Origin of the sequence: Geobacillus uzenensis, from assembly GCF_002217665.1 — a bacterium.
Taxonomy (GTDB): Bacteria; Bacillota; Bacilli; order Bacillales; family Anoxybacillaceae; genus Geobacillus; species Geobacillus subterraneus.
In genome coordinates this window covers 323092-346941 of sequence record NZ_NEWL01000009.1, presented here as the reverse complement: position 1 = coordinate 346941, position 23850 = coordinate 323092, and the positions used below count along the sequence as shown (strand labels likewise).

Sequence of the window (23850 nt, the reverse complement as noted above, 5' to 3'; positions counted from 1 at the left end):
CGGCGGTTGTATCATTCAACCTCGTTCTATATCGTCTATATCGGAAATGATCTTGAACAGCGGCGGCATGGCGAGGGCGCTCTTTTTTCTTTTGGCGGCGTCTTTTCCAAATCCCACCGCCTACGCATCGTGTTGAAAACGACGCGGCCGCTATGTATAATGAAGAAGTGCGGGAAAAGCGAAGAAATGACTTGCAATCTCGCTTACATACGAGTATAATATCAAATGTTGGTCTTTGACTGCGATGAAGCGGAAGGTTGCTGACACACCCGGCCGCTTTGCCACGGCCATGTGCGGGAAATTTCCGCGGAGAAGTCTATTTTCAAAATAGGCGAAGAAGGAGGGAAAACCAAATGGCAAAAGAAAAAATTCGCATTCGTTTAAAAGCTTATGATCATCGGATTTTAGACCAATCGGCGGAGAAAATCGTCGAAACCGCAAAACGTTCTGGAGCAAAGGTGTCGGGTCCGATCCCGCTGCCGACGGAAAGAACGGTCTATACGATTTTGCGTGCCGTTCACAAGTACAAAGACTCCCGTGAACAATTTGAAATGCGGACACATAAACGTTTGATCGACATCATTAATCCGACTCCGCAAACGGTGGATTCGTTAATGCGGTTAGATTTGCCGTCGGGCGTTGATATTGAAATTAAACTGTAATCTAGTCGACTAGGAGGTGTGACAAATGACGAAAGGAATCTTAGGAAGAAAAATCGGTATGACGCAAGTATTTGCGGAAAACGGCGATTTGATTCCGGTAACCGTCATCGAAGCGACGCCGAACGTCGTGCTGCAAAAGAAAACGATCGAAAACGACGGTTACGAAGCGATTCAATTAGGTTTTGAAGATGTAAGCGTAAAACGCGCCAACAAACCGCAAATCGGCCATGCTGCCAAAGCAAATACGGCACCTAAGCGCTTCATTCGTGAAATCCGCGGCGCCAACGTGGATGAATATGAAGTTGGCCAAGAAGTAAAAGTTGACATTTTCAGTGAAGGCGACATCGTCGATGTCACGGGCATTTCCAAAGGGAAAGGCTTCCAAGGCGTTATTAAACGTCACGGCCAATCGCGCGGACCAATGGCTCACGGTTCCCGTTACCATCGTCGTCCAGGTTCGATGGGGGCGATCGCGCCGAACCGCGTATTTAAAACGAAAAACCTGCCAGGCCGCACAGGCGGTGAGCGGGTCACGATCCAAAACTTGAAAATTGTCAAAGTTGACCCGGAACGCAACTTGCTGCTCATTAAAGGCAACGTACCAGGCCCGAGAAAAGGGTTAGTCATCGTGAAAAGCGCCGTTAAAGCGAAGGCGAAATAACACTTGGCCAAGAAAGGAGGAACTACGTAATGCCAAAAGTAGCATTATATAACCAAAACGGTCAGACGATCGGAGAAATCGAATTAAACGATGCCGTTTTTGGGATTGAACCGAATAAACACGTATTGTTCGAAGCAGTCATTATGCAACGCGCCTCGATGCGCCAAGGAACACACAAAACGAAAAATCGCGCTGAAGTGAGCGGCGGCGGCCGCAAACCATGGCGTCAAAAAGGGACTGGACGCGCCCGTCAAGGTTCGATTCGCGCTCCGCAATGGCGCGGCGGCGGTACGGTCTTTGGTCCGGTTCCGCGCGACTACAGCTACAAACTGCCGAAAAAAGTTCGCCGTTTAGCCATTAAATCGGCACTGTCTTCGAAAGTGCTGGAAAACGACATTGTTGTATTGGACCAACTGTCGCTTGAAGCACCGAAAACGAAAGAAATGGTAAAAATTTTAACTAACCTCGCGGTTGACCGGAAGGCGCTCATTGTGACCGACGAGCTGAACGAAAACGTTTATTTGTCGGCGCGCAACATCCCGGGCGTCAAAGTCGTTTCTGCCAACGGCATCAACGTGCTTGACGTGTTAAACCACGACAAGCTCGTCATTACGAAGGCGGCCGTGGAGAAAGTAGAGGAGGTGCTTGCATAATGAAAGACCCTCGCGACATTATTAAGCGCCCCATCATCACGGAAAATACGATGAACTTGGTCGGGCAACGGAAATATACGTTTGAAGTGGACGTCAAAGCGAACAAAACGGAAGTGAAAGACGCTGTTGAGAAAATCTTTGGCGTCAAAGTTGAGAAAGTCAACATTATGAACTATAAAGGGAAATTTAAACGCGTCGGCCGTTACAGCGGCTACACGAACCGCCGCCGCAAAGCGATCGTAACGCTGACGCCGGACAGCAAAGAAATCGAACTGTTCGAAGTGTAATATTCATGACGAAGGAGGGACATACCGATGGCGATTAAAAAGTATAAACCGACATCGAACGGCCGTCGCGGCATGACGGTGCTTGATTTCTCGGAAATTACGACAGATCAGCCGGAAAAATCGCTGCTTGCCCCGTTGAAGAAAAAAGCGGGCCGCAACAACCAAGGGAAAATCACGGTTCGCCATCAAGGCGGTGGCCATAAGCGCCAATACCGGATTATCGATTTTAAACGTGACAAAGACGGAATTCCTGGACGCGTTGCTACGATCGAATACGATCCGAACCGTTCGGCGAATATTGCACTCATCAACTATGCTGACGGCGAGAAACGCTACATTCTCGCGCCGAAAAACTTAAAAGTCGGCATGGAAATCATGTCCGGCCCGGACGCAGACATTAAAGTTGGCAATGCGCTGCCGCTTGAGAACATTCCGGTCGGTACGCTCGTCCACAACATCGAGCTGAAACCAGGCCGTGGCGGTCAATTGGTGCGTGCAGCCGGCACATCGGCGCAAGTGCTCGGGAAAGAGGGTAAATACGTTATCATTCGTTTAGCTTCTGGCGAAGTGCGCATGATTTTAGGCAAATGCCGTGCCACAGTCGGTGAAGTAGGCAACGAGCAACACGAACTTGTCAACATCGGGAAAGCAGGGCGCGCTCGCTGGTTAGGCATCCGCCCGACAGTTCGCGGTTCGGTTATGAACCCGGTTGATCACCCGCACGGCGGTGGTGAAGGGAAAGCACCGATCGGACGCAAATCGCCGATGACGCCATGGGGCAAACCGACGCTCGGATACAAAACGCGCAAAAAGAAAAACAAATCGGATAAATTCATCGTCCGTCGCCGCAAGAAGTAATGAACGAGTGCAATTAAGAAGGGAGGTTCACTTATGGGTCGCAGCTTGAAAAAAGGTCCATTTTGCGATGAACATTTGATGAAAAAAATTGAAAAGCTCAATGAAACTGGGCAAAAACAAGTGATCAAAACATGGTCTCGCCGTTCGACGATCTTCCCGCAGTTTGTCGGCCATACGATCGCCGTATATGACGGCCGCAAACATGTACCGGTCTACATTACAGAGGACATGGTCGGGCATAAACTTGGTGAATTTGCGCCGACGCGCACGTTCCGCGGCCATGCCGGCGATGACAAGAAAACAAAACGGTAATGAGAGGAGGTTCTGAATATGCAAGCTAAAGCTGTTGCGAGAACCGTTCGCATCGCCCCTCGTAAAGCGCGGTTAGTCATTGATTTGATCCGCGGGAAAGAAGTCGGTGAAGCGTTCGCCATTTTGCGTCACACGCCGAAAGCCGCTTCCCCGATCATCGAGAAAGTGTTGAAATCGGCTGTTGCCAACGCTGAACATAACTATGACATGGACATCAACAACTTAGTTGTTTCTCAAGCGTACGTAGATGAAGGCCCGACGCTGAAACGTTTCCGTCCGCGCGCGATGGGACGGGCAAGCGCCATTAATAAACGCACAAGCCACATTACAATCGTCGTTTCAGAAAAGAAGGAGGGATAATCCGTGGGTCAAAAGGTCAACCCGATCGGTCTGCGCATCGGCATCATTCGTGACTGGGAATCGAGATGGTATGCGGAAAAAGACTATGGAGATCTGTTGCACGAGGACTTAAAAGTCCGCGAATACATTAACAAACGCCTGCAAGACGCGGCCGTCTCCCGCGTGGAGATTGAACGTGCAGCGAACCGCGTCAACGTAACGATCCATACAGCCAAACCGGGCATGGTCATCGGGAAAGGCGGTTCAGAAGTTGAAGCGCTCCGCAAAGCACTCGCGCAATTGACGGGCAAACGTGTCCATATTAACATCGTCGAAATTAAAAAGCCGGATCTGGACGCGAAACTCGTTGCTGAAAATATCGCTCGCCAGTTGGAAAACCGCGTTTCGTTCCGCCGTGCGCAAAAACAAGCCATTCAACGGGCGATGCGCGCTGGGGCGAAAGGGATTAAAACGATGGTTTCCGGCCGTTTAGGCGGTGCCGATATCGCTCGTTCGGAACATTACAGCGAAGGGACGGTTCCACTCCATACGCTGCGCGCTGACATCGACTATGCGACGGCAGAAGCGGATACCACGTACGGAAAAATCGGCGTCAAAGTATGGATTTATCGTGGGGAAGTCCTTCCGACAAAGAAAAAGGCTGAGGAAGGAGGAAAATAATCATGTTAATGCCAAAACGCGTCAAATATCGCCGCGAACATCGCGGACGGATGAAAGGCCGCGCGAAAGGCGGTACGGAAGTTCATTTCGGTGAATTCGGCTTGCAAGCATTGGAATCGGCTTGGATTACAAACCGACAAATCGAAGCAGCCCGCCGGGCGATGACTCGTTACATGAGACGGGGCGGGAAAGTATGGATTCGCATTTTCCCATCCAAACCGTATACAGCTAAGCCGCTTGAAGTGCGGATGGGTTCCGGTAAAGGGGCGCCGGAAGGATGGGTTGCTGTTGTCAAACCGGGCAAAGTCATGTTTGAAGTGGGCGGTGTTTCCGAGGAAGTGGCACGTGAAGCATTGCGTTTGGCTTCTCACAAGCTTCCGATCAAATGCAAATTTGTAAAACGTGAAGAAACTGGTGGTGAAGCGTAATGAAAGCGAAAGAAATCCGTGATTTGACCACTGCCGAAATCGAGCAAAAAATTCAATCGTTGAAGGAAGAATTATTCAACCTTCGCTTCCAGCTGGCGACAGGCCAACTGGAAAACACGGCGCGCATCCGCCAAGTGCGCAAAGACATCGCCCGTATGAAAACGATCATTCGCGAACGCGAGCTCGCTGCCAATAAATAATGTTTGAGAGGAGGTTTGCGGAATGAGCGAACGCAATCAACGCAAAGTGTACGTCGGACGGGTCGTATCGGACAAAATGGACAAAACGATTACCGTTTTAGTTGAAACGTACAAAAAACATCCGTTATACGGCAAACGCGTGAAATACTCGAAAAAATATAAAGCACACGATGAACACAACGTTGCGAAAGTCGGCGACATCGTAAAAATTATGGAAACTCGCCCGCTGTCGGCAACGAAACGCTTCCGCTTAGTCGAAGTCGTCGAAAAGGCAGTTGTTCTGTAATCGTTCTTCACTTAGTTCGGGGAGATAATTCCGAAAGGAGGTTTCGTCGATGATTCAACAAGAATCTCGCTTAAAAGTAGCTGATAACTCTGGCGCACGCGAAGTGCTTGTCATTAAAGTGCTCGGAGGTTCGGGCCGCCGCTACGCGAACATCGGTGATGTCGTTGTAGCTACGGTTAAAGATGCGACGCCAGGTGGCGTTGTTAAAAAAGGTCAAGTCGTTAAAGCGGTTGTCGTCCGCACGAAGCGTGGGGTACGCCGTCCAGATGGTTCGTACATCCGTTTTGACGAAAACGCCTGCGTCATTATCCGTGATGACAAAAGCCCGCGCGGCACGCGTATTTTTGGGCCGGTTGCCCGCGAATTGCGCGATAAAGACTTCATGAAAATCATTTCTTTAGCTCCGGAAGTTATTTAATGGAACGGAATCACGTTTCAAGGAGGTGCGAATGCGATGCATGTAAAAAAAGGTGATAAAGTGCAAGTAATCTCCGGCAAAGACAAAGGCAAACAAGGCGTCATCCTAGCGGCATTTCCGAAGAAAAACCGCGTCATCGTTGAAGGTGTCAACATCGTGAAAAAGCACGCGAAACCGTCGCAAGCAAATCCGCAAGGCGGCATTATTGAAAAAGAAGCGCCGATCCACGTTTCCAAAGTGATGCCGTTAGATCCGAAAACAGGCGCACCGACGCGCATCGGCTACAAAATTGTCGACGGCAAAAAAGTGCGCTATGCGAAAAAATCCGGAGAGATTTTAGATAAATAACCGTGATGCAAGAAAGGAGGTACCTTTATGAACCGCCTGAAAGAGAAATATCTAAAAGAAGTCGTGCCTGCTCTCATGAGCAAGTTCAACTATAAATCGATCATGCAAGTTCCGAAAATCGAAAAGATCGTCATTAACATGGGTGTCGGCGATGCGGTGCAAAACCCGAAAGCATTAGACAGCGCCGTAGAAGAGTTGACATTGATCGCTGGCCAACGCCCGGTTGTGACGCGCGCGAAAAAATCGATCGCCGGCTTCCGCCTCCGTCAAGGAATGCCGATCGGCGCGAAAGTCACCTTGCGCGGCGAACGGATGTATGAATTTCTCGATAAATTGATCTCGGTCTCGCTTCCGCGCGTGCGCGACTTCCGCGGCGTATCGAAAAAGGCGTTTGACGGGCGCGGCAACTATACGCTTGGCATTAAAGAACAGCTCATTTTCCCAGAGATCGACTACGATAAAGTCAACAAAGTGCGTGGCATGGATATCGTGATCGTCACGACGGCCAACACGGATGAAGAAGCGCGTGAACTGTTAACGTTGCTCGGCATGCCATTCCAAAAATAATGATCCCATAACGCAAGGGAGGCGAAATCGTGGCTAAAAAATCGATGATCGCGAAACAAAAACGGACGCCGAAGTTTAAAGTAAGAGCGTACACCCGCTGCGAGCGCTGCGGCCGCCCGCATTCGGTTTACCGCAAATTTAAACTTTGCCGTATTTGTTTCCGTGAACTCGCATATAAAGGTCAACTTCCAGGCATTAAAAAAGCCAGCTGGTAATCAACCCATTGATTGGGAAGGAGGTAAAACAAAATGGTGATGACAGATCCAATTGCTGATATGCTGACTCGCATCCGCAATGCGAACATGGTGCGTCACGAAAAACTCGAAGTCCCGGCTTCGAAAATCAAGCGGGAAATCGCCGAGATTTTAAAGCGCGAAGGGTTTATTCGTGATGTGGAATATATCGAAGACAACAAACAAGGGATTCTCCGCATTTTCTTGAAATACGGTCCGAACAACGAACGCGTCATTACCGGGCTGAAACGCATCAGCAAACCGGGGCTGCGCGTGTACGTCAAAGCCCACGAAGTGCCGCGCGTCTTAAACGGCTTAGGGATCGCCATTCTTTCGACGTCGCAAGGCATTTTAACGGATAAAGAAGCTCGTCAAAAAGGCACGGGCGGCGAAGTAATCGCCTACGTTTGGTAATTTATTCGCTCAAGAATGGAGGTGTGTTTGACATGTCACGTGTCGGCAAAAAACCAATTGAAATTCCTGCCGGTGTCACCGTTACTGTGAACGGCAATACCGTTACGGTCAAAGGGCCGAAAGGGAAATTAACCCGCACGTTCCACCCGGATATTACGATCAACGTTGAAGACAATGTGATCACCGTTACGCGCCCAAGCGATGAAAAACATCACCGCGCGCTCCATGGCACGACGCGCAGCTTGCTCGCTAACATGGTCGAAGGCGTTTCGAAAGGCTATGAAAAAGCACTTGAGCTTGTCGGTGTCGGATACCGTGCATCGAAACAAGGGAAAAAACTTGTATTAAGCGTCGGTTACTCCCACCCGGTCGAAATTGAACCGGAAGAGGGGCTTGAAATTGAAGTGCCTGCAGCGACGAAAATCATCGTCAAAGGGGCAGACAAGCAGCGCGTCGGTGAACTGGCAGCCAACATTCGCGCCGTGCGTCCGCCGGAGCCGTATAAAGGCAAAGGCATTCGCTACGAAGGCGAACTTGTGCGCTTAAAAGAAGGCAAAACTGGTAAATAACGCGGCATAGCGAAGCGAAAGGAGTGACATTCGATGATCACGAAAGTTGACCGAAACGCGGTCCGTAAAAAAAGACACGCGCGCATCCGCAAAAAAATCGTCGGCACGACTGAACGTCCGCGGTTGAGCGTGTTCCGTTCGAACAAACATATTTACGCCCAAATTATCGACGATACGAAATCGGCAACGATTGTCAGCGCCTCAACATTGGATAAAGAGTTCGGTTTAGATTCGACAAACAACATTGATGCGGCGAAAAAAGTCGGCGAGCTTGTCGCCAAACGGGCGTTAGAAAAAGGCATTAAACAAGTCGTGTTCGACCGCGGCGGGTATTTGTATCATGGACGGGTTAAAGCATTAGCGGATGCCGCCCGCGAAGCCGGCTTGGAATTCTAATTAAAGGAGGGACAACGATGCGTCGTATCGATCCAAACAAACTTGAATTGGAAGAGCGTGTAGTCGCGGTAAACCGTGTAGCAAAAGTCGTGAAAGGCGGACGTCGCCTGCGCTTTTCGGCTTTAGTCGTCGTCGGCGATAAGAACGGCCATGTCGGATTTGGCACAGGGAAAGCGCAAGAAGTTCCGGAAGCGATCCGCAAGGCGATTGAAGATGCGAAGAAAAACTTAATGGAAGTGCCGATCGTTGGCACGACGATTCCGCATGAAGTCATCGGCCATTTTGGTGCTGGGGAAATCATTTTAAAACCGGCTTCCGAAGGTACCGGGGTTATCGCCGGTGGTCCGGCTCGCGCGGTATTGGAGCTGGCAGGCATCAGCGACATTTTGTCGAAATCGATCGGTTCGAACACGCCAATCAACATGGTGCGCGCAACGTTCGACGGATTAAAGCAATTAAAACGCGCCGAAGACGTAGCAAAATTGCGCGGCAAAACAGTCGAGGAACTGTTAGGATAAGGAGGGAACGATCATGGCAAAAAAATTGGCGATTACCCTCACGCGCAGCGTGATTGGCCGTCCGGAAGACCAACGCATTACCGTGAAAACACTCGGCTTGCGGAAAATGCATCAAACGGTCGTTCATAATGACAACCCTGCCATCCGTGGGATGATTAATAAAGTCGCTCACCTTGTGAAAGTAAAAGAAATCGAAGAATAAATGGGATCATAAGGAGGTGCTTCGCCATGAAACTTCATGAATTGCAACCAGCGCCGGGTTCCCGGAAGAAAGCTGTCCGTGTCGGCCGCGGGATCGGTTCGGGCAACGGCAAAACGTCTGGCCGCGGTCATAAAGGTCAAAAAGCCCGCTCCGGCGGAGGGGTTCGCCTTGGTTTTGAAGGGGGCCAAACGCCTTTGTTCCGCCGCCTGCCGAAACGCGGGTTCACGAACATCAACCGAAAAGAATACGCGGTAGTCAACTTAGATAAACTGAACATTTTTGAAGACGGCACGGAAGTTACACCGGAATTGCTGCTTGAAACAGGTGTGATCAGCAAGCTGAAGTCGGGCGTGAAAATTTTAGGCAAAGGCCAAATCGAGAAAAAGTTAACGGTCAAAGCGCATAAGTTCTCGGCATCGGCGAAAGAGGCCATTGAGGCGGCTGGCGGTAAAACTGAGGTGATTTAATGTTTCGGACAATCTCCAACTTTATGCGCGTCAGTGATATTCGAAACAAAATCATTTTCACTCTTCTTATGCTCATCGTGTTCCGCATCGGAACATTCATCCCTGTTCCGAGCGTGAACACCGATGTATTAAAACTGCAAGATGAACTAAATGCGTTCGGCGTCCTGAACATTTTTGGCGGCGGGGCGCTGCAAAACTTTTCGATTTTTGCCATGGGGGTTATGCCCTACATTACGGCATCCATTATCGTCCAGCTGCTGCAAATGGACGTCGTTCCGAAATTCACGGAATGGTCGAAGCAAGGCGAGATGGGCCGGCGTAAATTAGCTCAGTTTACCCGCTATTTTACGATTGTGCTTGGATTTATCCAGGCGCTCGGCATGTCCTACGGCTTCAACAATTTGGCCGGCGGGATGCTCATTCAAAATCCGGGCATTGGCACGTATTTGTTGATCGCGGTTGTCTTGACCGCTGGCACAGCCTTTTTAATGTGGCTTGGCGAACAGATCACCGCCAAAGGTGTCGGGAACGGGATTTCGATCATTATTTTTGCGGGGATCGTTTCCGGCATTCCGACGATCTTGAACCAGATTTACGCCCAACAATTTGAAAATGTCGGAGAAGACTTGTTTTTGCGCATCGTCCGGCTGCTGCTCGTAGCGCTAGCAGTGGTCGCTGTGATTGTTGGCGTTATTTACATTCAGCAGGCGTTCCGGAAAATACCGATTCAATATGCCAAACGGCTTGAAGGCCGAAACCCGGTCGGCGGTCATTCAACCCACTTGCCGCTCAAAGTGAATCCAGCCGGGGTCATTCCGGTCATTTTCGCCGTATCGTTTTTAATTGCACCACCGACGATTGCATCGTTTTTTGGCACGAATGACGTAACATTGTGGATTCGCCGAACGTTTGACTATACTCATCCGATTGGCATGACGATCTATGTCGTGCTTATTATCGCGTTCACGTACTTTTACGCGTTTGTTCAAGTCAACCCGGAACAGATGGCCGATAACTTGAAGAAGCAAGGCGGCTATATCCCAGGCATCCGCCCTGGAAAAAATACGCAAGAGTATGTCACGAAAATTTTATACCGATTGACGCTGGTCGGTTCGCTCTTTTTAGCGGCCATTGCCGTGCTGCCCGTGTTCTTTGTGAACTTTGCGAACTTGCCGCCTTCCGCACAAATCGGCGGTACGAGCTTGCTCATCGTTGTCGGCGTGGCTCTTGAGACGATGAAACAGCTTGAGAGTCAGCTGGTAAAACGCCATTACCGAGGATTCATCAAATAAAGAAGGCAAGAGTGGCCAGTTCTTGCCGGTAGGGGGAGTTAGGATGAATTTAGTGCTGATGGGGCTGCCAGGTGCCGGCAAAGGCACGCAAGCCGAGAAGATTGTAGAAACGTATGGAATTCCGCACATTTCAACCGGGGATATGTTTCGGGCGGCGATCAAAGAAGGGACACCGTTAGGGCTGCAGGCGAAACAATATATAGATCGCGGCGACCTTGTTCCTGATGAGGTGACGATCGGCATCGTCCGTGAACGGTTGAGCAAAGACGATTGCCAAAACGGCTTTTTGCTTGACGGGTTTCCGCGCACGGTCGCCCAAGCGGAGGCGCTGGAAACGATGCTGGCTGAAATCGGCCGCACGCTTGACTATGTCATCCATATCGATGTTCGCCAAGACGTGTTAATGGAGCGCCTCACAGGCAGACGAATTTGCCGCAACTGCGGAGCGACGTACCATCTTGTCTTTCACCCGCCGGCTCAGCCTGGCGTATGCGACAAGTGCGGAGGCGAGCTGTACCAGCGCGCTGACGATAATGAAGCGACGGTGGCCAATCGGCTTGAAGTCAATACGAAACAAATGAAGCCATTGCTCGATTTCTACGAGCAAAAAGGCTATTTGCGCCACATTAACGGCGAACAAGAAATGGAAAAAGTATTTGCCGACATTCGCGAATTGCTCGGGGGACTCGCTCGATGATCATTTATAAGACCGCGCATGAAATTGCCCTGATGCGCGAGGCGGGAAAAATCGTTTCCCTTACCTTAGAAGAGCTGAGAAAGCATATTCGCCCCGGGGTAACGACAAAGGAACTGGACGCCATTGCGGAGGAAGTGATTCGTTCCCATGGCGCCATTCCGTCGTTTAAAGGATATCAAGGGTTTCCGGGGAGCATTTGCGCCTCGGTGAATGAGGAACTCGTGCACGGAATTCCCGGCGATCGCATGTTGCGTGAGGGCGACATTATTACGGTTGATGTGGGGGCTCAGTATGAAGGTTATCATGCTGACTCAGCCTGGACGTATCCAGTTGGAGAGATCGACGCCGAGACAAAGCAGCTGCTTGACGTGACGGAACAATCGTTGTATGTCGGGCTCGCCGAGGCGAAGCCAGGCGCCCGTTTGACGAACATTTCCCATGCGATTCAAACGTATGTCGAAGCGCGCCATTTTTCCGTCGTCCGCGAGTATGTCGGGCACGGAATTGGTCAACACTTACATGAAGACCCGCAAATCCCTCATTACGGTCCACCGAACAAAGGACCGATTTTGCGGCCGGGGATGACCTTATGCATCGAACCGATGGTCAATGCGGGCAGCCGTTACGTGAAAACATTGGCTGACGATTGGACTGTCGTCACGGTGGACGGAAAACGGTGTGCCCATTTCGAACATACGATTGTTATTACGGAGCATGGCTATGAAATTTTAACCGTTTCTTAAAAGCTCCGAGTGCCGTGGCAACCGCTATGAGGAGCTGATGTAGATATCGCCCGCCTGATGTCCGTTCGGTTTTGCGTAACACAATGTTACTCATTCGAAGGAGGGAGAGCCGCTCGATGGCGAAAGACGATGTAATTGAAGTGGAAGGCACCGTCATTGAAACATTGCCAAATGCGATGTTTCGTGTAGAATTAGAAAATGGGCACACGGTGTTGGCCCATGTGTCCGGCAAAATCCGCATGCACTTCATCCGCATTTTGCCTGGCGATAAAGTGACGGTCGAGTTGTCGCCTTATGATTTAACGCGTGGACGGATTACGTATCGATATAAATAAAGAATGCACTCCGTTTAATAGGGAGGTAAACAACATGAAAGTGAGACCATCTGTCAAACCGATTTGCGAAAAATGCAAAGTCATTCGCAGACGCGGCAAAGTAATGGTCATTTGTGAAAATCCGAAACATAAACAACGTCAAGGGTAATTTCCAAGGAGGTGTACAATATGGCACGTATTGCAGGTGTCGACATTCCGCGCGATAAACGAGTAGTCATTTCGTTAACATACATTTATGGGATCGGCAAACCGACTGCGCAAAAAATCTTAAAAGAGGCAGGCGTATCGGAGGATACACGCGTTCGCGATTTGACGGAAGAGGAGCTTGGCCGCATTCGTGAAATCGTTGGCCGCTTGAAAGTGGAAGGCGATCTGCGCCGTGAAGTATCGTTAAACATTAAGCGGTTAATGGAAATCGGCTGCTATCGCGGCCTGCGTCATCGCCGCGGATTGCCGGTTCGCGGTCAAAACACGAAAAACAATGCCCGCACGCGCAAAGGCCCGCGCCGTACGGTAGCGAACAAGAAGAAATAATCAAGCAAAGGAGGTCATTTGACGAATGGCACGCAGAACAAACACTCGCAAACGCCGCGTAAGAAAAAACATTGATACGGGCATTGCCCATATTCGTTCGACTTTCAACAACACGATCGTAACGATTACGGACGTTCATGGCAACGCCATTGCTTGGTCGAGCGCTGGCGCATTAGGATTCAAAGGTTCGCGTAAATCGACGCCGTTTGCGGCGCAAATGGCCGCAGAGGCAGCGGCGAAAGCGTCGATGGAGCATGGCATGAAAACGGTCGAAGTGAACGTGAAAGGTCCGGGGGCTGGCCGCGAGGCAGCGATCCGTGCGTTGCAGGCAGCCGGATTGGAAATTACGGCGATCAAAGACGTCACTCCAATCCCGCACAATGGATGCCGTCCGCCAAAACGTCGCCGCGTGTAACGCCCCTGTATAGAATTTGAACCATTGTCAATAATGGGATATGATAAAGACCATGGCAGGGGAGCCGGCTTCGTCCGCCGGCAAGCGTAGATCTAGATTCATGGGGGAATGTTATTAGGCGTGTACCGTTTGGTCGGGGTCTCGACGTTTTGAAGGAGGGTATAATAATCGATGATTGAAATTGAAAAGCCGAAAATTGAAACGGTCGAACTGAGCGAAGATGCCAAATACGGCAAATTCGTAGTCGAACCGCTTGAGCGTGGATATGGTACAACCTTAGGGAACTCCTTACGTCGTATCCTATTGTCTTCACTCCCTGGTGCGGCTGTGACATCGGTGCAAATCGACGGTGTACTGCACGAGTTTTCAACGATTGAGGGCGTCGTCGAAGATGTGACAGCCATCATTTTGAATGTTAAAAAGTTAGCGTTGAAAATTTACTCAGACGAAGAGAAAACGTTGGAAATCGATGTGCAGGGGGAAGGAGTTGTCACGGCTGCCGATATTACTCACGACAGCGATGTAGAAATTTTAAACCCGGACCTTCATATTGCTACGCTGGCGGAAGGCGGTCGCCTGCGCATGCGCATGACCGCCAGACGGGGGCGTGGGTATGTCCCGGCTGAGGCGAACAAGCGCGAAGACCAGCCAATCGGCGTGATTCCGATCGACTCCATTTATACGCCGGTCTCCCGAGTTTCCTATCAAGTCGAGAACACGCGGGTCGGTCAGGTGACAGACTATGACAAATTGACGATTGACGTGTGGACCGACGGAAGCATCGGGCCGAAAGAGGCCATTTCCCTTGGGGCGAAAATTTTAACCGAGCACTTGAACATTTTTGTCGGCCTGACGGATGAAGCACAAAATGCCGAGATCATGGTAGAGAAAGAGGACGACCAAAAAGAAAAAGTGCTCGAAATGACGATCGAGGAACTCGATCTTTCTGTCCGTTCCTACAACTGCTTGAAACGTGCCGGCATCAACACCGTTCAGGAGCTGACGCAAAAAACGGAAGAAGATATGATGAAAGTGCGCAATCTCGGCCGCAAATCGCTTGAAGAAGTGAAGGCGAAGCTGGCCGAGCTGGGGCTTAGCTTGCGTAAAGACGATTAAGCACCAGCTTCCGCCGGCGGGGCGGAAACGCGCGTTACCATAGATTTCGCGTTGGGCGTCAACCGATCATGACGGCAATGAGGAACATATTATTTTACAAGGGAGGGACATTCGATGTCGTACAGAAAATTAGGACGCACGACTTCTCAACGAAAAGCATTGCTTCGCGATTTAGCAACGGACTTAATTATCAACGAACGCATCGAAACGACTGAGGCACGGGCAAAAGAATTGCGCTCGGTCATTGAAAAAATGATCACGCTCGGCAAACGCGGCGATTTGCATGCCCGCCGCCAAGCAGCGGCGTTTATTCGCAAGGAAGTCGCCAACAGCGAAACCGGTCAAGATGCGCTGCAAAAGCTGTTCAGCGACATTGCGCCGCGCTACCAAGATCGCCAAGGCGGCTATACGCGCATTATGAAACTTGGTCCTCGCCGTGGTGACGGGGCGCCGATGGTCATTATCGAACTCGTGTAACGGTTTCATTTCAACAAGGGCGAGACAGTTTCTTTTGAACTGGATCTATGCCCTTTTTTTGTTTACCATCATTTAGCAAAGTATAGTCGAGAATGTGACGAGGCAAGGAGAAACCATTATGGCCGAACCGATCCTTTCGATCGAAGGAGTGTATTTCCGTTATCTGAATCAATCGGAGTATGCGGTGCAAAACGTGAGCTTCCAAGCCGAGCGCGGAGAGTGGCTGGCGATTGTCGGCCATAACGGATCCGGCAAATCGACCATCGCCCGGCTGTTGATCGGTCTGCTTCGGCCGGAGCGGGGCGCCATTCGCTTGTTCGGTCGCCCCCTTGATGAGACGACCGTTTGGGATGTACGCCGCCGTGTCGGCATGGTGTTCCAAAATCCAGATAACCAATTTGTTGGGACGACCGTCGAAGACGATATCGCCTTTGCCCTCGAGAACAACGGCATCCCGCGCGATGAAATGGTCGAGCGCATCCATGAAGCTGTCCACCAAGTGCATATGGAGTCGTTTCTTGAGCACGAGCCGCACCGGCTTTCTGGCGGGCAAAAGCAGCGTGTCGCCATCGCCGGCATTTTGGCGCTCCGCCCTGATATGATCATTTTGGATGAAGCGACATCGATGCTTGACCCGCGCGGGCGGGAAGAGGTGCTCGAGACGGTTCGCCGCTTGAACCGGCAACAGCGCATTACAGTATTGTCGATCACGCATGATTTGGAGGAAGCGGCGAAAGCCGACCGCATCATCGTGATGAACAAAGGAGAGGTCATGGCTGAAGGGACGCCGGAGCAAATCTTTCGGCTTGGGGGCAAGCTCGAGCGCATCGGCCTTGATTTGCCGTTTGCCGTGAAAATGGGCAGCCGCTTGCGGGAGCGAGGCATTCCGCTTCGCTTAGGACACTTGACGACGGAGGAGTTGGTCGAAGAGCTATGGACATTGTATTCGAAAAAGTAGAGCATGTATACAATGCCCGTTCGCCGCTCGCCCGCCGGGCGCTGTATGATGTGAATGTAGCCATTGCGGGCGGGATGTATGTCGCGATTGTTGGCCATACCGGCTCGGGGAAATCGACGCTCCTTCAGCACTTCAATGGCCTGCTGCAGCCGACAAGCGGCACGGTGAAGATCGGCCAAGAGACGATTACCGGCACCCGGCGGCCAAAGCAGCTCAAACCGTTGCGCAAAAAAGTCGGGATTGTGTTTCAGTTCCCAGAACATCAACTGTTCGAAGAAACGGTTGAGAAAGATATTTGCTTTGGTCCGCTCAACTTCGGCGTGCCCGAGGACGAAGCGAAACGAAAGGCAAAGGAACTGATCAAGCTTGTCGGGCTTAGCGAGGACGTGCTGGCTAAATCGCCGTTTGACTTAAGCGGCGGACAAATGCGGCGCGTCGCTATTGCCGGCGTGCTGGCGCTTGAACCGGAAGTGATCGTGCTTGATGAGCCGACCGCTGGGCTTGATCCTCGTGGCCGCAAAGAAATCATGGAGATGTTTTATCGTCTCCACCGTGAAAAACAGCTCACGACCGTGCTTGTCACCCACAGTATGGAAGATGCCGCCCAATACGCGGATGAAATCGTCGTGATGCACGAAGGAACCGTATGGGGCCAAGGAACACCGGAAGAGATTTTTCGTGACGCCGAGCGGCTTGCCGCCATCGGCTTAAGCGTACCGGAAACGGTCAAGTTGAAGCAGGAGCTAGAAAAGCGGTTTGGCGTCACCATTCCGTCGCCATGCTTAACGATCGAACAGACGGCTGACGCCATCCGCCAATTGTTTTCTAAGGTGAGCGTCCATGACTAATCATTTGATTATCGGGCAATATGTGCCCGGCCATTCGCTGGTTCACCGTTTAGATCCACGCGCGAAGCTGCTGATCGTGTTTGCCTACGTCCTCATCGTTTTTTTGGCGAACAATGTGGCAACCTATGCGGCGCTGTCGTTGTTTACGTTCGCTTTTGTGGCGCTGTCGCGCATCCCGTTTTCGTTCATTATGCGCGGCTTAAAGCCGATTTTATGGGTCGTTTTGTTTACGATGTTATTGCATGTATTCATGACGAAAGAAGGGGACGTTGTTTACCGGATCGGCGCTCTTTCCATTTATGAAGGCGGCATTCGGCAAGGGATCTTTATTTCGTTGCGGTTTTTGCTGCTTGTGCTCATGACGACGATGCTGACGCTGACGACGACGCCGATTGAAGTGACCGATGGCGTGGAAAGCCTGCTCGGGCCGCTCAAAAAAATGCGCGTGCCCGTCCATGAGCTCGCCTTAATGATGGCGATTTCGCTTCGCTTTATTCCGACGCTCATGGAAGAGACGGAAAAAATTATGAAGGCGCAGGCAGCGCGCGGCGTCGACTTTTCCGGCGGCCGTTTTTCCGAACGGGTGAAAGCGATCGTCTCGCTGCTTGTGCCGCTGTTTATCAGCTCGTTTAAACGGGCCGACGAGCTGGCGACAGCCATGGAGGCGCGCGGCTACCGCGGCGGGGAAGGGCGGACGAAATTTCGCCAGCTCGTCTGGAAGCCGTTGGACACTGCTTTTTTAGCCGCCACTACGCTATTGGCTGTATTGCTTTTTCTATTACGCTCATAGCGGAGGACTGTCATGACAAGACGGATGAAATGTGTGATAGCATATGATGGCACGGATTTTTCCGGCTATCAAGTTCAGCCGGGAAAACGGACGGTGCAAGGCGAGCTCGAGGGAGTGCTCAAGCGGATGCATAAAGGGAGTGACGTGCGGGTCGCAGCTTCGGGGAGGACGGACGCCGGCGTCCACGCCTACGGGCAAGTCATTCATTTCGATACGCCGCTCGCTCTTTCCCCTGAGCAGTGGAAAAAGGCGTTAAACGCTCAGCTTCCGGACGATATCGCCGTCCGCTCGGTGGACGAGGCAGACAGCACATTTCATGCCCGTTTTTCCGCCAAAGCGAAAGAGTATCGCTATAACGTATGGACCGCGGCCGAGCGCGACGTATTTCGCCGCTATTACTGCGCATGGCACCCGTACCCGCTCCACATAGACGCCATGAATGAGGCGCTTGGCTTGCTGAAGGGGACACACGATTTTACGAGCTTTTGTTCGGCCAAAACAGCGATGGAGGATCGTGTGCGCACCATTTACCACGCCGAAATTGAAGCGGACGGCCCAATGCTTCAATTTCGTTTTATCGGCACCGGCTTTTTATACAATATGGTGCGCATCATCGTCGGCACGGTGCTTGAGGTCGGCCAAGGGAAACGCCCCCCTGCCGACATCAAGTCGCTGCTTGCAGCGAAAGACCGACGGCTCGCCGGCCCAACCGCACCGGCCGAAGGGCTGTACTTATGGCATGTGTACTATGACCGTGAAAGTTTCGACCATAAATAGAGGAGCTGCCGTTTGTCGCATCAATTAGCCAAAAACTCCTCAAGCATCGCGGGTGCGATTGCCCCCTCCCGCTCTGCATGGGGAGGAGGCCAAACGTTTGCCTGAAATGGATGGAAGACAGATCTGGTGCGCAATGCCCCTAAAAGTGAAACGGGAAACGCCCGCTTCTGCAAGTGGAGGCATGACAACGAATCCTCGTGTAACATTTTCTTGACATTGGCGCGCCGGCAAGCTATCATATCATATGGCATGTATTTTCCACGATTAGCCCCGGACAGCAATCGTGTTGAAATAAACAATCCACTTACTTGTTCATTTTTCTTTTAGGAGGGAACTACATTGCGTACGACTTACATGGCGAAACCGAATGAAGTAGAGCGTAAATGGTACGTTGTCGACGCAGCTGGCAAAACGTTAGGCCGTTTAGCTAGCGAAGTAGCGGCGCTGTTGCGCGGCAAGCATAAACCGACGTTCACTCCGCACGTCGACTGCGGGGATCACGTGATCGTCATCAATGCGGACAAAGTCGAACTGACAGGGAAAAAATTAACGAAAAAACTGTACTATCGCCACAGCTTACATCCAGGCGGTTTGAAAGTAAGAACAGCGCTCGAGATGCGCACGAACTATCCGGAACAAATGATTGAACGGGCGGTGCGCGGCATGCTTCCAAAAGGCAGCCTTGGCCGTCAAATGTTCAAAAAACTGCACGTTTACCGCGGAAGCGAGCATCCGCATCAAGCGCAAAAACCGGAAGTATACGAACTTCGCGGATAATTGACAAGGGAGGGTATTTATTTTGGCACAAGTACAATATTACGGTACAGGTCGTCGCAAAAGCTCAGTTGCCCGCGTCCGCCTCGTCCCGGGCGATGGACGCATCATCGTCAATAAACAAGACATTCGTGAATACATTCCGTCGGAAGCGCTCATCGAAATGGTAAAACAGCCGCTCGTTTTGACGGAGACGCTCGGCAGCTATGACGTTTTAGTGAACGTCCAAGGCGGCGGATTTGCTGGCCAAGCTGGCGCCATTCGCCACGGCATCGCCCGCGCGCTGCTTGAAGTGGATCCGGAATTCCGTGCGGTATTGAAGCGCGCTGGCTTGCTGACGCGCGATGCCCGCGTCAAAGAACGGAAAAAATACGGGCTCAAAGGCGCCCGCCGCGCTCCGCAGTTCTCGAAACGTTAATCATATCCTTCTGCTCCAGCCCAGCCAATTTGGCTGGGCTTTTTGCTTATTTCTGCCTTTCGTCCGCGCGTATGAATGCGCCTGATCGTTAAACACTACATCGTAAAGGAGCGTGAAAAACGATGGCAGTCATCACTTCATTGGCGGAGAAAAGGCAGGAAAAGCAGCTTCGCTATGAGCGAAAAATGTTGCGGGAATTATCGCTCGAGAAATTGCGGGCCAAAGTGCTTGAACATTTTGTCCCTTTCTACCATATGTATCGAATTTTCCCGTCTGTTGTCGAGGAAGGCTGCATTGACTTGGCCATTGAAGCGTACTTGCTCGGCGCCCATTACAGCCGGTTCGGCTATTACGGGGAACCGGCCGACAGCGTGCGCCAGCGCTGCGCCCAAGAGGAAAAATATTTGGTCGACACGCTGTTTGACTTTCTTTGCTTTTGGGGAAATATCGACGATGACATCCGAAGCGAATCGCTTTACTATGCATGTGAGCAATATATCGGCAGCTGGTGGACAGAAGGATTTGAACGGGGAAAAAAACGGCGCCGGCTAAAACTTCATTAAATGAGTTCTATTCCCGCGCCTTGTCCCATATAAGATAGAGAAGGGAAACGCGCGGGAGGAGAAACGATGAAAAAGAAGTGGAAGTGGCTGGTCGCTTTTGCTGCCGTCACCATCACCGGTTTTTTGCTATTTCCATCTTTATTTTCTGATCTTACATCGACAAAACCTTGGAATCTCCCGTTATCGGGGAGAATTATCGTATTAGACCCCGGACACGGCGGACCGGACGGCGGCGCTGTCGGCGGCGAGGTGCTAGAAAAAGAAATCGCGCTCAACGTGGCGAAAAAATTGCGCGATTACTTGCAGCAGCAAGGGGCGCTCGTCCTTATGACGCGGGAGACGGACCGCGACTTGGCCAGTCCGTCAACGCGCGGCTACAGCCGGCGGAAAACGGAGGACTTGCATGAACGAACAGCATTCATTAACAAGTCGAATGCCGATCTATTTATCAGCATTCATTTAAACGCCATCCCATCCCCACGCTGGCGGGGAGCGCAGACATTTTATTATGGCTCGTTCATCGAAAACGAGCGGCTGGCGAAATTTATTCAGGCTGAGTTGCGGCGGAACTTGGAAAACACTCACCGGGTGGCGAAAATGATTGACACGGTCTATTTGCTGAAACATGCGAAAAAACCTGGCGCGCTTGTGGAGGTCGGATTTTTGTCGAACCCGGACGAGCGGGAACTGCTCGCCTCTGACCATTACCAGACGCAGCTCGCCGCCTCCATTTACAAAGGGGTATTGCGCTACTTTTCGAACGAACACACACCTCGCGAATAGCGGGGGGTTTTTTGTGAGTAGGACAGTGGCGGCTAAACATGCTCTTTGCCAAAGGGAACCAGAAATCCCCATTCCCACTATAAGTAAGTGGGAATGGAGGCTGAACATGGCGGTTTCCCAACAGTTTATGGTATAGTCAATTATAGAAACAGTCATTGATTTGAAAAGGGTTGGTGAATACGATGCTGACGGAAAACGAAGTGCGGGCCATTTTGGAAAAAATGAAAGATCCATTTTTAAACAAAACGTTTAAGGAAACGAACGCGATTCAAGAAATTAAAATCAAGGAAGAAAAGAACCATGTCAGCGTAAAAATCGCGCTCGCGAAAATCGGTACGCCTGACCAGCTCCGCGTGCAAACATCGATCGTTCAGCAGTTGAAAGACGCAGGCGCCGCTTCTGTCGGACTGCGGTTTGCCGAACTGCCGCGAGAAGTGATTGAGGAATATAGCGAGAATAAGCAAGGAACGACGTATATCGCCATCGCCAGCGGTAAGGGTGGGGTCGGGAAATCGACCGTCTCTGTCAATTTGGCGGTTGCGCTCGCCCGGCTTGGCAAAAAAGTCGGGTTGATCGACGCCGATATTTACGGATTTAGCGTACCCGACATGATGGGGATCACCGAGCGCCCGACAGTAAGGGGCGATAAGATTATCCCCGTGGAACGGTTTGGGGTAAAAGTCATTTCGATGGCCTTTTTCGTCGAGGACAACGCCCCCGTTATTTGGCGCGGACCGATGCTAGGGAAAATGCTCAACAACTTTTTTAAAGAAGTCGAGTGGGGCGATTTAGACTATCTATTGCTTGATCTGCCGCCGGGGACAGGCGATGTCGCCCTAGATGTACATACGCTCTTGCCGTCGTGCAAGGAAATTATCGTCACAACCCCGCATCCGACCGCCGCGTTTGTCGCTGCCCGCGCCGGAGCCATGGCGCTGCGCACCGAGCACGAGATTATCGGTGTCATCGAAAACATGTCGTATTACGAAAGCCGCAAAACAGGCGAACGGGAATACGTCTTTGGCAAAGGCGGCGGGGAAAAGTTGGCAAAAGAGCTGCAAACAGAGCTGTTAGGGCAGCTGCCGCTTCAGCAGCCGGATTGGAATGAAGACGACTTCGCCCCGTCCGTCTATGCGGAAGATCATCCAATCGGGAAAATTTATATGGATATCGCCCGTAAAATTGCTGCGAAATACTAATCAGCTGAAACAGCAAAGCGTCCGATGGCCTTGAGTCGCCTGCGCTCGTCCCTTTGAGCGTTGACAGCTTTTGGCACACGGACGCTTTTTGTTTGATTACCCGCCTCCACCTTGTTGGTTGCCGCCTCCCCCTTCTTCCCCTTCTCCTTCTCCCCCTTCTCCGCCTTCCTCTCCTTGTTTTCCTCCGCCCTGTTGGAGCGTTTCTGCCGCTTTGGTTAGCATATCTTGAATTTTTGCCTGATACAGCGGACTATTTAGCGTTTCTGTGATCACCTTTTGCAAATGCTGACGGAACTCTTTGCTTTTTAATACATCGATCATCGCTTTTTGCACTTCGGGATCTTTTAGGATGTCGATCATCATTTCTTGGTATTCGGGGTCTTTCATGAGTGCTTTCATCATTTTTTCGTGTTCTTTTTGCAACCCTTTAGCGAAGCTTTCCGCGAACTTCGGGTCTTTGAACGCATTTTCCCAAAATTTCTTTCCTTGATCAGACGTCAACACTTGCTGCAGTGTCTCTTTGACAGCCGTTTGATCCATAACGAGCTGCTGCTTCATTTGGTCTTCCGACATAATATCTTGAATCGCCTTTTTCCCCTCGTCCGTTTTTAAAATGTCGACGACCATTTTCTTCGTTTGCTCATAGTCCGGGGGAGGAGGGCTGATTTCTTGAGGAGCACAAGAGCTAAGAACGAGAAAACTGAGCAAGAGGAGCGGTATGCACTTGTTCATAAAAATGAGCTCCTTTCTGCAAAAATCCCTCACCTTTAATATGAATGTTGACGAAAAAAATATGCATTTGGACGAGCGGAAGCTGGCTTTTTCAAGAGGGCGCTGGTAAAATGTTAAGCGGATTATGATGAAATGATGGAGGATGAAGCAAACTGTGAACAGCCGCAAATGGGTGCGCTTATTTTTAACTACGCTGCTGATCGGGGGGATTGCTGCAGCAGCTGTCGGTATGGTTTTGAACTGGAAAGAGTTCGGCCATCTTCTTCTGCGTTTGGATATTGTTGAGTTTATGGCCGTGTTGCTATGGCATATTGGCGTTGGCTTTATTTTTAGCGTCATTAGCCAAGCGGGGTTTTTTGCCTATTTGACCGTTCACCGCTTTGGGCTTGGGATTTTCCGTTCGCTATGGAATGCGGTGCAGCTTGTTTTGATCATGTTTGTGCTGTTCGATTTAGTGTACTTTCGTTACATGGCGTTTGCAACAAACGGGGAGTCGATTATCCCCTATATACTGACTGCTTTGTTCGTTTTAGCGGTCGGATTGGCCGTTGCCTATGTCAAGAGTGTGCAAACGAATAAAGGAGCTTTCGTCCCAGCTTTATTCTTTATGGTCGTCGTGACAATCGTTGAATGGTTCCCGGTTTTGCGTATCAATGACCAAGATTGGCTATATTTGATGTTGATTCCACTGTTAGTATGCAATGCGTACCAGCTTCTTATACTGCATAAGTTGACAGGCGGCGCGAAACAATAAGTGGCAGTAAGGCGCCGCCTGTTCTTTTTACCCTCTTGAACCGAGAATCCTCACTTTCAAGCGAAGCCTTTCATGCGTAAATGATCCAAGGCACGATAGAACGTTGAATCATCGGATGCCTAGGGCTGAAACGACCCGAAGCCACG

General features: G+C 50.9%; 41 protein-coding genes. 40 read left to right on the top strand and 1 reads right to left on the bottom strand.

Annotated elements, in window-relative coordinates:
- Positions 1-353: 353 nt before the first annotated feature.
- The 39 genes from rpsJ to B9L21_RS15035 all read left to right on the top strand — a co-directional run bounded on the left by rpsJ (position 354) and on the right by B9L21_RS15035 (position 22218).
- Positions 354-662, top strand: a complete 309-nt coding sequence (gene rpsJ / locus B9L21_RS15225; protein ID WP_008881945.1) for a 30S ribosomal protein S10 — start codon at positions 354-356, stop codon at positions 660-662.
- 25 nt (positions 663-687) lie between these two features.
- Positions 688-1323, top strand: a complete 636-nt coding sequence (gene rplC / locus B9L21_RS15220; protein ID WP_063166993.1) for a 50S ribosomal protein L3 — start codon at positions 688-690, stop codon at positions 1321-1323.
- A 29-nt stretch (positions 1324-1352) separates the two neighbouring features.
- Positions 1353-1976 carry a 50S ribosomal protein L4 gene (rplD, locus tag B9L21_RS15215; RefSeq protein WP_063166992.1) on the top strand — a complete coding sequence of 208 codons (624 nt, stop codon included), beginning with the start codon at positions 1353-1355 and terminating at the stop codon, positions 1974-1976.
- Positions 1976-2263, top strand: coding sequence for a 50S ribosomal protein L23 (gene rplW / locus B9L21_RS15210; protein WP_008881942.1), 288 nt, complete (start codon positions 1976-1978; stop codon positions 2261-2263). Before rplD ends, rplW begins: the two co-directional genes overlap by 1 nt.
- 27 nt (positions 2264-2290) lie before the next feature.
- Positions 2291-3121, top strand: a complete 831-nt coding sequence (gene rplB / locus B9L21_RS15205; protein ID WP_063166991.1) for a 50S ribosomal protein L2 — start codon at positions 2291-2293, stop codon at positions 3119-3121.
- Positions 3122-3154: 33 nt separating this feature from the next.
- The gene (gene rpsS / locus B9L21_RS15200) at positions 3155-3433 is read left to right on the top strand and encodes a 30S ribosomal protein S19 (RefSeq protein ID WP_003247570.1); all 279 of its coding nucleotides are present in this window, start codon (positions 3155-3157) and stop codon (positions 3431-3433) included.
- A gap of 18 nt (positions 3434-3451) precedes the next feature.
- Positions 3452-3793, top strand: coding sequence for a 50S ribosomal protein L22 (gene rplV, locus B9L21_RS15195; protein WP_063166990.1), 342 nt, complete (start codon positions 3452-3454; stop codon positions 3791-3793).
- A 3-nt stretch (positions 3794-3796) separates the two neighbouring features.
- Positions 3797-4453 carry a 30S ribosomal protein S3 gene (rpsC, locus tag B9L21_RS15190; RefSeq protein ID WP_063166989.1) on the top strand — a complete coding sequence of 219 codons (657 nt, stop codon included), beginning with the start codon at positions 3797-3799 and terminating at the stop codon, positions 4451-4453.
- Positions 4454-4455: 2 nt separating this feature from the next.
- Positions 4456-4881 (top strand): 50S ribosomal protein L16, encoded by a 426-nt coding sequence (rplP, locus tag B9L21_RS15185; RefSeq protein ID WP_011229627.1) that lies wholly within the window; start codon positions 4456-4458, stop codon positions 4879-4881.
- Positions 4881-5081 (top strand): 50S ribosomal protein L29, encoded by a 201-nt coding sequence (gene rpmC, locus B9L21_RS15180; protein WP_063166988.1) that lies wholly within the window; start codon positions 4881-4883, stop codon positions 5079-5081. The genes rplP and rpmC overlap by 1 nt, the downstream gene beginning before the upstream one ends.
- Positions 5082-5103: 22 nt before the next feature.
- Positions 5104-5367 carry a 30S ribosomal protein S17 gene (gene rpsQ / locus B9L21_RS15175; protein WP_063166987.1) on the top strand — a complete coding sequence of 88 codons (264 nt, stop codon included), beginning with the start codon at positions 5104-5106 and terminating at the stop codon, positions 5365-5367.
- Positions 5368-5416: 49 nt separating this feature from the next.
- Positions 5417-5785 carry a 50S ribosomal protein L14 gene (rplN, locus tag B9L21_RS15170; protein WP_011229630.1) on the top strand — a complete coding sequence of 123 codons (369 nt, stop codon included), beginning with the start codon at positions 5417-5419 and terminating at the stop codon, positions 5783-5785.
- A gap of 36 nt (positions 5786-5821) precedes the next feature.
- The gene (gene rplX, locus B9L21_RS15165; protein ID WP_063166986.1) at positions 5822-6133 is read left to right on the top strand and encodes a 50S ribosomal protein L24; all 312 of its coding nucleotides are present in this window, start codon (positions 5822-5824) and stop codon (positions 6131-6133) included.
- Between the two features lie 27 nt (positions 6134-6160).
- Positions 6161-6700 carry a 50S ribosomal protein L5 gene (gene rplE / locus B9L21_RS15160; RefSeq protein WP_063166985.1) on the top strand — a complete coding sequence of 180 codons (540 nt, stop codon included), beginning with the start codon at positions 6161-6163 and terminating at the stop codon, positions 6698-6700.
- Positions 6701-6729: 29 nt separating this feature from the next.
- On the top strand, positions 6730-6915 hold the full coding sequence (locus B9L21_RS15155; RefSeq protein WP_003247599.1) for a type Z 30S ribosomal protein S14: 186 nt from the start codon (positions 6730-6732) through the stop codon (positions 6913-6915).
- 33 nt (positions 6916-6948) lie between these two features.
- On the top strand, positions 6949-7347 hold the full coding sequence (gene rpsH, locus B9L21_RS15150) for a 30S ribosomal protein S8 (RefSeq protein WP_008881931.1): 399 nt from the start codon (positions 6949-6951) through the stop codon (positions 7345-7347).
- Between the two features lie 32 nt (positions 7348-7379).
- Entirely contained in the window at positions 7380-7916 is a 537-nt protein-coding gene (rplF, locus tag B9L21_RS15145; protein ID WP_063166984.1) for a 50S ribosomal protein L6, read from the top strand.
- 33 nt (positions 7917-7949) lie between these two features.
- Positions 7950-8312, top strand: coding sequence for a 50S ribosomal protein L18 (gene rplR, locus B9L21_RS15140; RefSeq protein WP_063166983.1), 363 nt, complete (start codon positions 7950-7952; stop codon positions 8310-8312).
- Between the two features lie 17 nt (positions 8313-8329).
- Entirely contained in the window at positions 8330-8830 is a 501-nt protein-coding gene (gene rpsE, locus B9L21_RS15135) for a 30S ribosomal protein S5 (RefSeq protein WP_063166982.1), read from the top strand.
- Between the two features lie 13 nt (positions 8831-8843).
- Complete coding sequence (rpmD, locus tag B9L21_RS15130; protein ID WP_063166981.1) at positions 8844-9032, top strand: 50S ribosomal protein L30; 189 nt, start codon at positions 8844-8846, stop codon at positions 9030-9032.
- A gap of 26 nt (positions 9033-9058) precedes the next feature.
- Entirely contained in the window at positions 9059-9499 is a 441-nt protein-coding gene (rplO, locus tag B9L21_RS15125; protein WP_063166980.1) for a 50S ribosomal protein L15, read from the top strand.
- Positions 9499-10791, top strand: a complete 1293-nt coding sequence (gene secY, locus B9L21_RS15120; RefSeq protein WP_063166979.1) for a preprotein translocase subunit SecY — start codon at positions 9499-9501, stop codon at positions 10789-10791. The genes rplO and secY overlap by 1 nt, the downstream gene beginning before the upstream one ends.
- 43 nt (positions 10792-10834) lie before the next feature.
- Entirely contained in the window at positions 10835-11488 is a 654-nt protein-coding gene (locus B9L21_RS15115; RefSeq protein ID WP_063166978.1) for an adenylate kinase, read from the top strand.
- A complete protein-coding gene (gene map, locus B9L21_RS15110; RefSeq protein WP_063166977.1) occupies positions 11485-12231 on the top strand; it encodes a type I methionyl aminopeptidase in 747 nt (248 codons plus the stop codon). The genes B9L21_RS15115 and map overlap by 4 nt, the downstream gene beginning before the upstream one ends.
- 116 nt (positions 12232-12347) lie before the next feature.
- Complete coding sequence (gene infA, locus B9L21_RS15105) at positions 12348-12566, top strand: translation initiation factor IF-1 (protein ID WP_008881922.1); 219 nt, start codon at positions 12348-12350, stop codon at positions 12564-12566.
- A 34-nt stretch (positions 12567-12600) separates the two neighbouring features.
- The gene (rpmJ, locus tag B9L21_RS15100) at positions 12601-12714 is read left to right on the top strand and encodes a 50S ribosomal protein L36 (protein ID WP_003247619.1); all 114 of its coding nucleotides are present in this window, start codon (positions 12601-12603) and stop codon (positions 12712-12714) included.
- Between the two features lie 20 nt (positions 12715-12734).
- The gene (rpsM, locus tag B9L21_RS15095; protein ID WP_008881920.1) at positions 12735-13100 is read left to right on the top strand and encodes a 30S ribosomal protein S13; all 366 of its coding nucleotides are present in this window, start codon (positions 12735-12737) and stop codon (positions 13098-13100) included.
- A gap of 25 nt (positions 13101-13125) precedes the next feature.
- Complete coding sequence (gene rpsK, locus B9L21_RS15090) at positions 13126-13515, top strand: 30S ribosomal protein S11 (RefSeq protein ID WP_008881919.1); 390 nt, start codon at positions 13126-13128, stop codon at positions 13513-13515.
- Between the two features lie 171 nt (positions 13516-13686).
- Positions 13687-14631, top strand: a complete 945-nt coding sequence (locus tag B9L21_RS15085) for a DNA-directed RNA polymerase subunit alpha (RefSeq protein WP_008881918.1) — start codon at positions 13687-13689, stop codon at positions 14629-14631.
- A gap of 114 nt (positions 14632-14745) precedes the next feature.
- A complete protein-coding gene (gene rplQ, locus B9L21_RS15080) occupies positions 14746-15108 on the top strand; it encodes a 50S ribosomal protein L17 (protein ID WP_033008689.1) in 363 nt (120 codons plus the stop codon).
- Positions 15109-15226: 118 nt separating this feature from the next.
- Positions 15227-16066, top strand: coding sequence for an energy-coupling factor ABC transporter ATP-binding protein (locus tag B9L21_RS15075; protein WP_063166976.1), 840 nt, complete (start codon positions 15227-15229; stop codon positions 16064-16066).
- Complete coding sequence (locus B9L21_RS15070; protein ID WP_063166975.1) at positions 16042-16914, top strand: energy-coupling factor ABC transporter ATP-binding protein; 873 nt, start codon at positions 16042-16044, stop codon at positions 16912-16914. Before B9L21_RS15075 ends, B9L21_RS15070 begins: the two co-directional genes overlap by 25 nt.
- Positions 16907-17704 carry an energy-coupling factor transporter transmembrane component T family protein gene (locus B9L21_RS15065; RefSeq protein WP_063166974.1) on the top strand — a complete coding sequence of 266 codons (798 nt, stop codon included), beginning with the start codon at positions 16907-16909 and terminating at the stop codon, positions 17702-17704. Before B9L21_RS15070 ends, B9L21_RS15065 begins: the two co-directional genes overlap by 8 nt.
- A gap of 12 nt (positions 17705-17716) precedes the next feature.
- Entirely contained in the window at positions 17717-18481 is a 765-nt protein-coding gene (truA, locus tag B9L21_RS15060; RefSeq protein WP_063166973.1) for a tRNA pseudouridine(38-40) synthase TruA, read from the top strand.
- 339 nt (positions 18482-18820) lie between these two features.
- Entirely contained in the window at positions 18821-19258 is a 438-nt protein-coding gene (rplM, locus tag B9L21_RS15055; protein WP_008881912.1) for a 50S ribosomal protein L13, read from the top strand.
- Between the two features lie 22 nt (positions 19259-19280).
- Positions 19281-19673, top strand: coding sequence for a 30S ribosomal protein S9 (gene rpsI, locus B9L21_RS15050; RefSeq protein ID WP_020958388.1), 393 nt, complete (start codon positions 19281-19283; stop codon positions 19671-19673).
- A 122-nt stretch (positions 19674-19795) separates the two neighbouring features.
- A complete protein-coding gene (locus B9L21_RS15045; RefSeq protein ID WP_063166972.1) occupies positions 19796-20236 on the top strand; it encodes a YbaK family protein in 441 nt (146 codons plus the stop codon).
- A gap of 66 nt (positions 20237-20302) precedes the next feature.
- Positions 20303-21019 carry an N-acetylmuramoyl-L-alanine amidase CwlD gene (gene cwlD, locus B9L21_RS15040; protein WP_063166971.1) on the top strand — a complete coding sequence of 239 codons (717 nt, stop codon included), beginning with the start codon at positions 20303-20305 and terminating at the stop codon, positions 21017-21019.
- A gap of 182 nt (positions 21020-21201) precedes the next feature.
- Entirely contained in the window at positions 21202-22218 is a 1017-nt protein-coding gene (locus B9L21_RS15035) for an Mrp/NBP35 family ATP-binding protein (protein WP_063166970.1), read from the top strand.
- 96 nt (positions 22219-22314) lie between these two features.
- Here B9L21_RS15035 and gerD read toward each other — a convergent pair whose 3' ends face one another.
- Positions 22315-22950 carry a spore germination lipoprotein GerD gene (gerD, locus tag B9L21_RS15030; protein WP_063166969.1) on the bottom strand — a complete coding sequence of 212 codons (636 nt, stop codon included), beginning with the start codon at positions 22948-22950 and terminating at the stop codon, positions 22315-22317.
- A gap of 154 nt (positions 22951-23104) precedes the next feature.
- Here gerD and B9L21_RS15025 point away from each other — a divergent pair, with 154 nt between their 5' ends.
- Complete coding sequence (locus tag B9L21_RS15025) at positions 23105-23704, top strand: KinB-signaling pathway activation protein (protein ID WP_063167430.1); 600 nt, start codon at positions 23105-23107, stop codon at positions 23702-23704.
- Positions 23705-23850 lie beyond the last annotated feature (146 nt).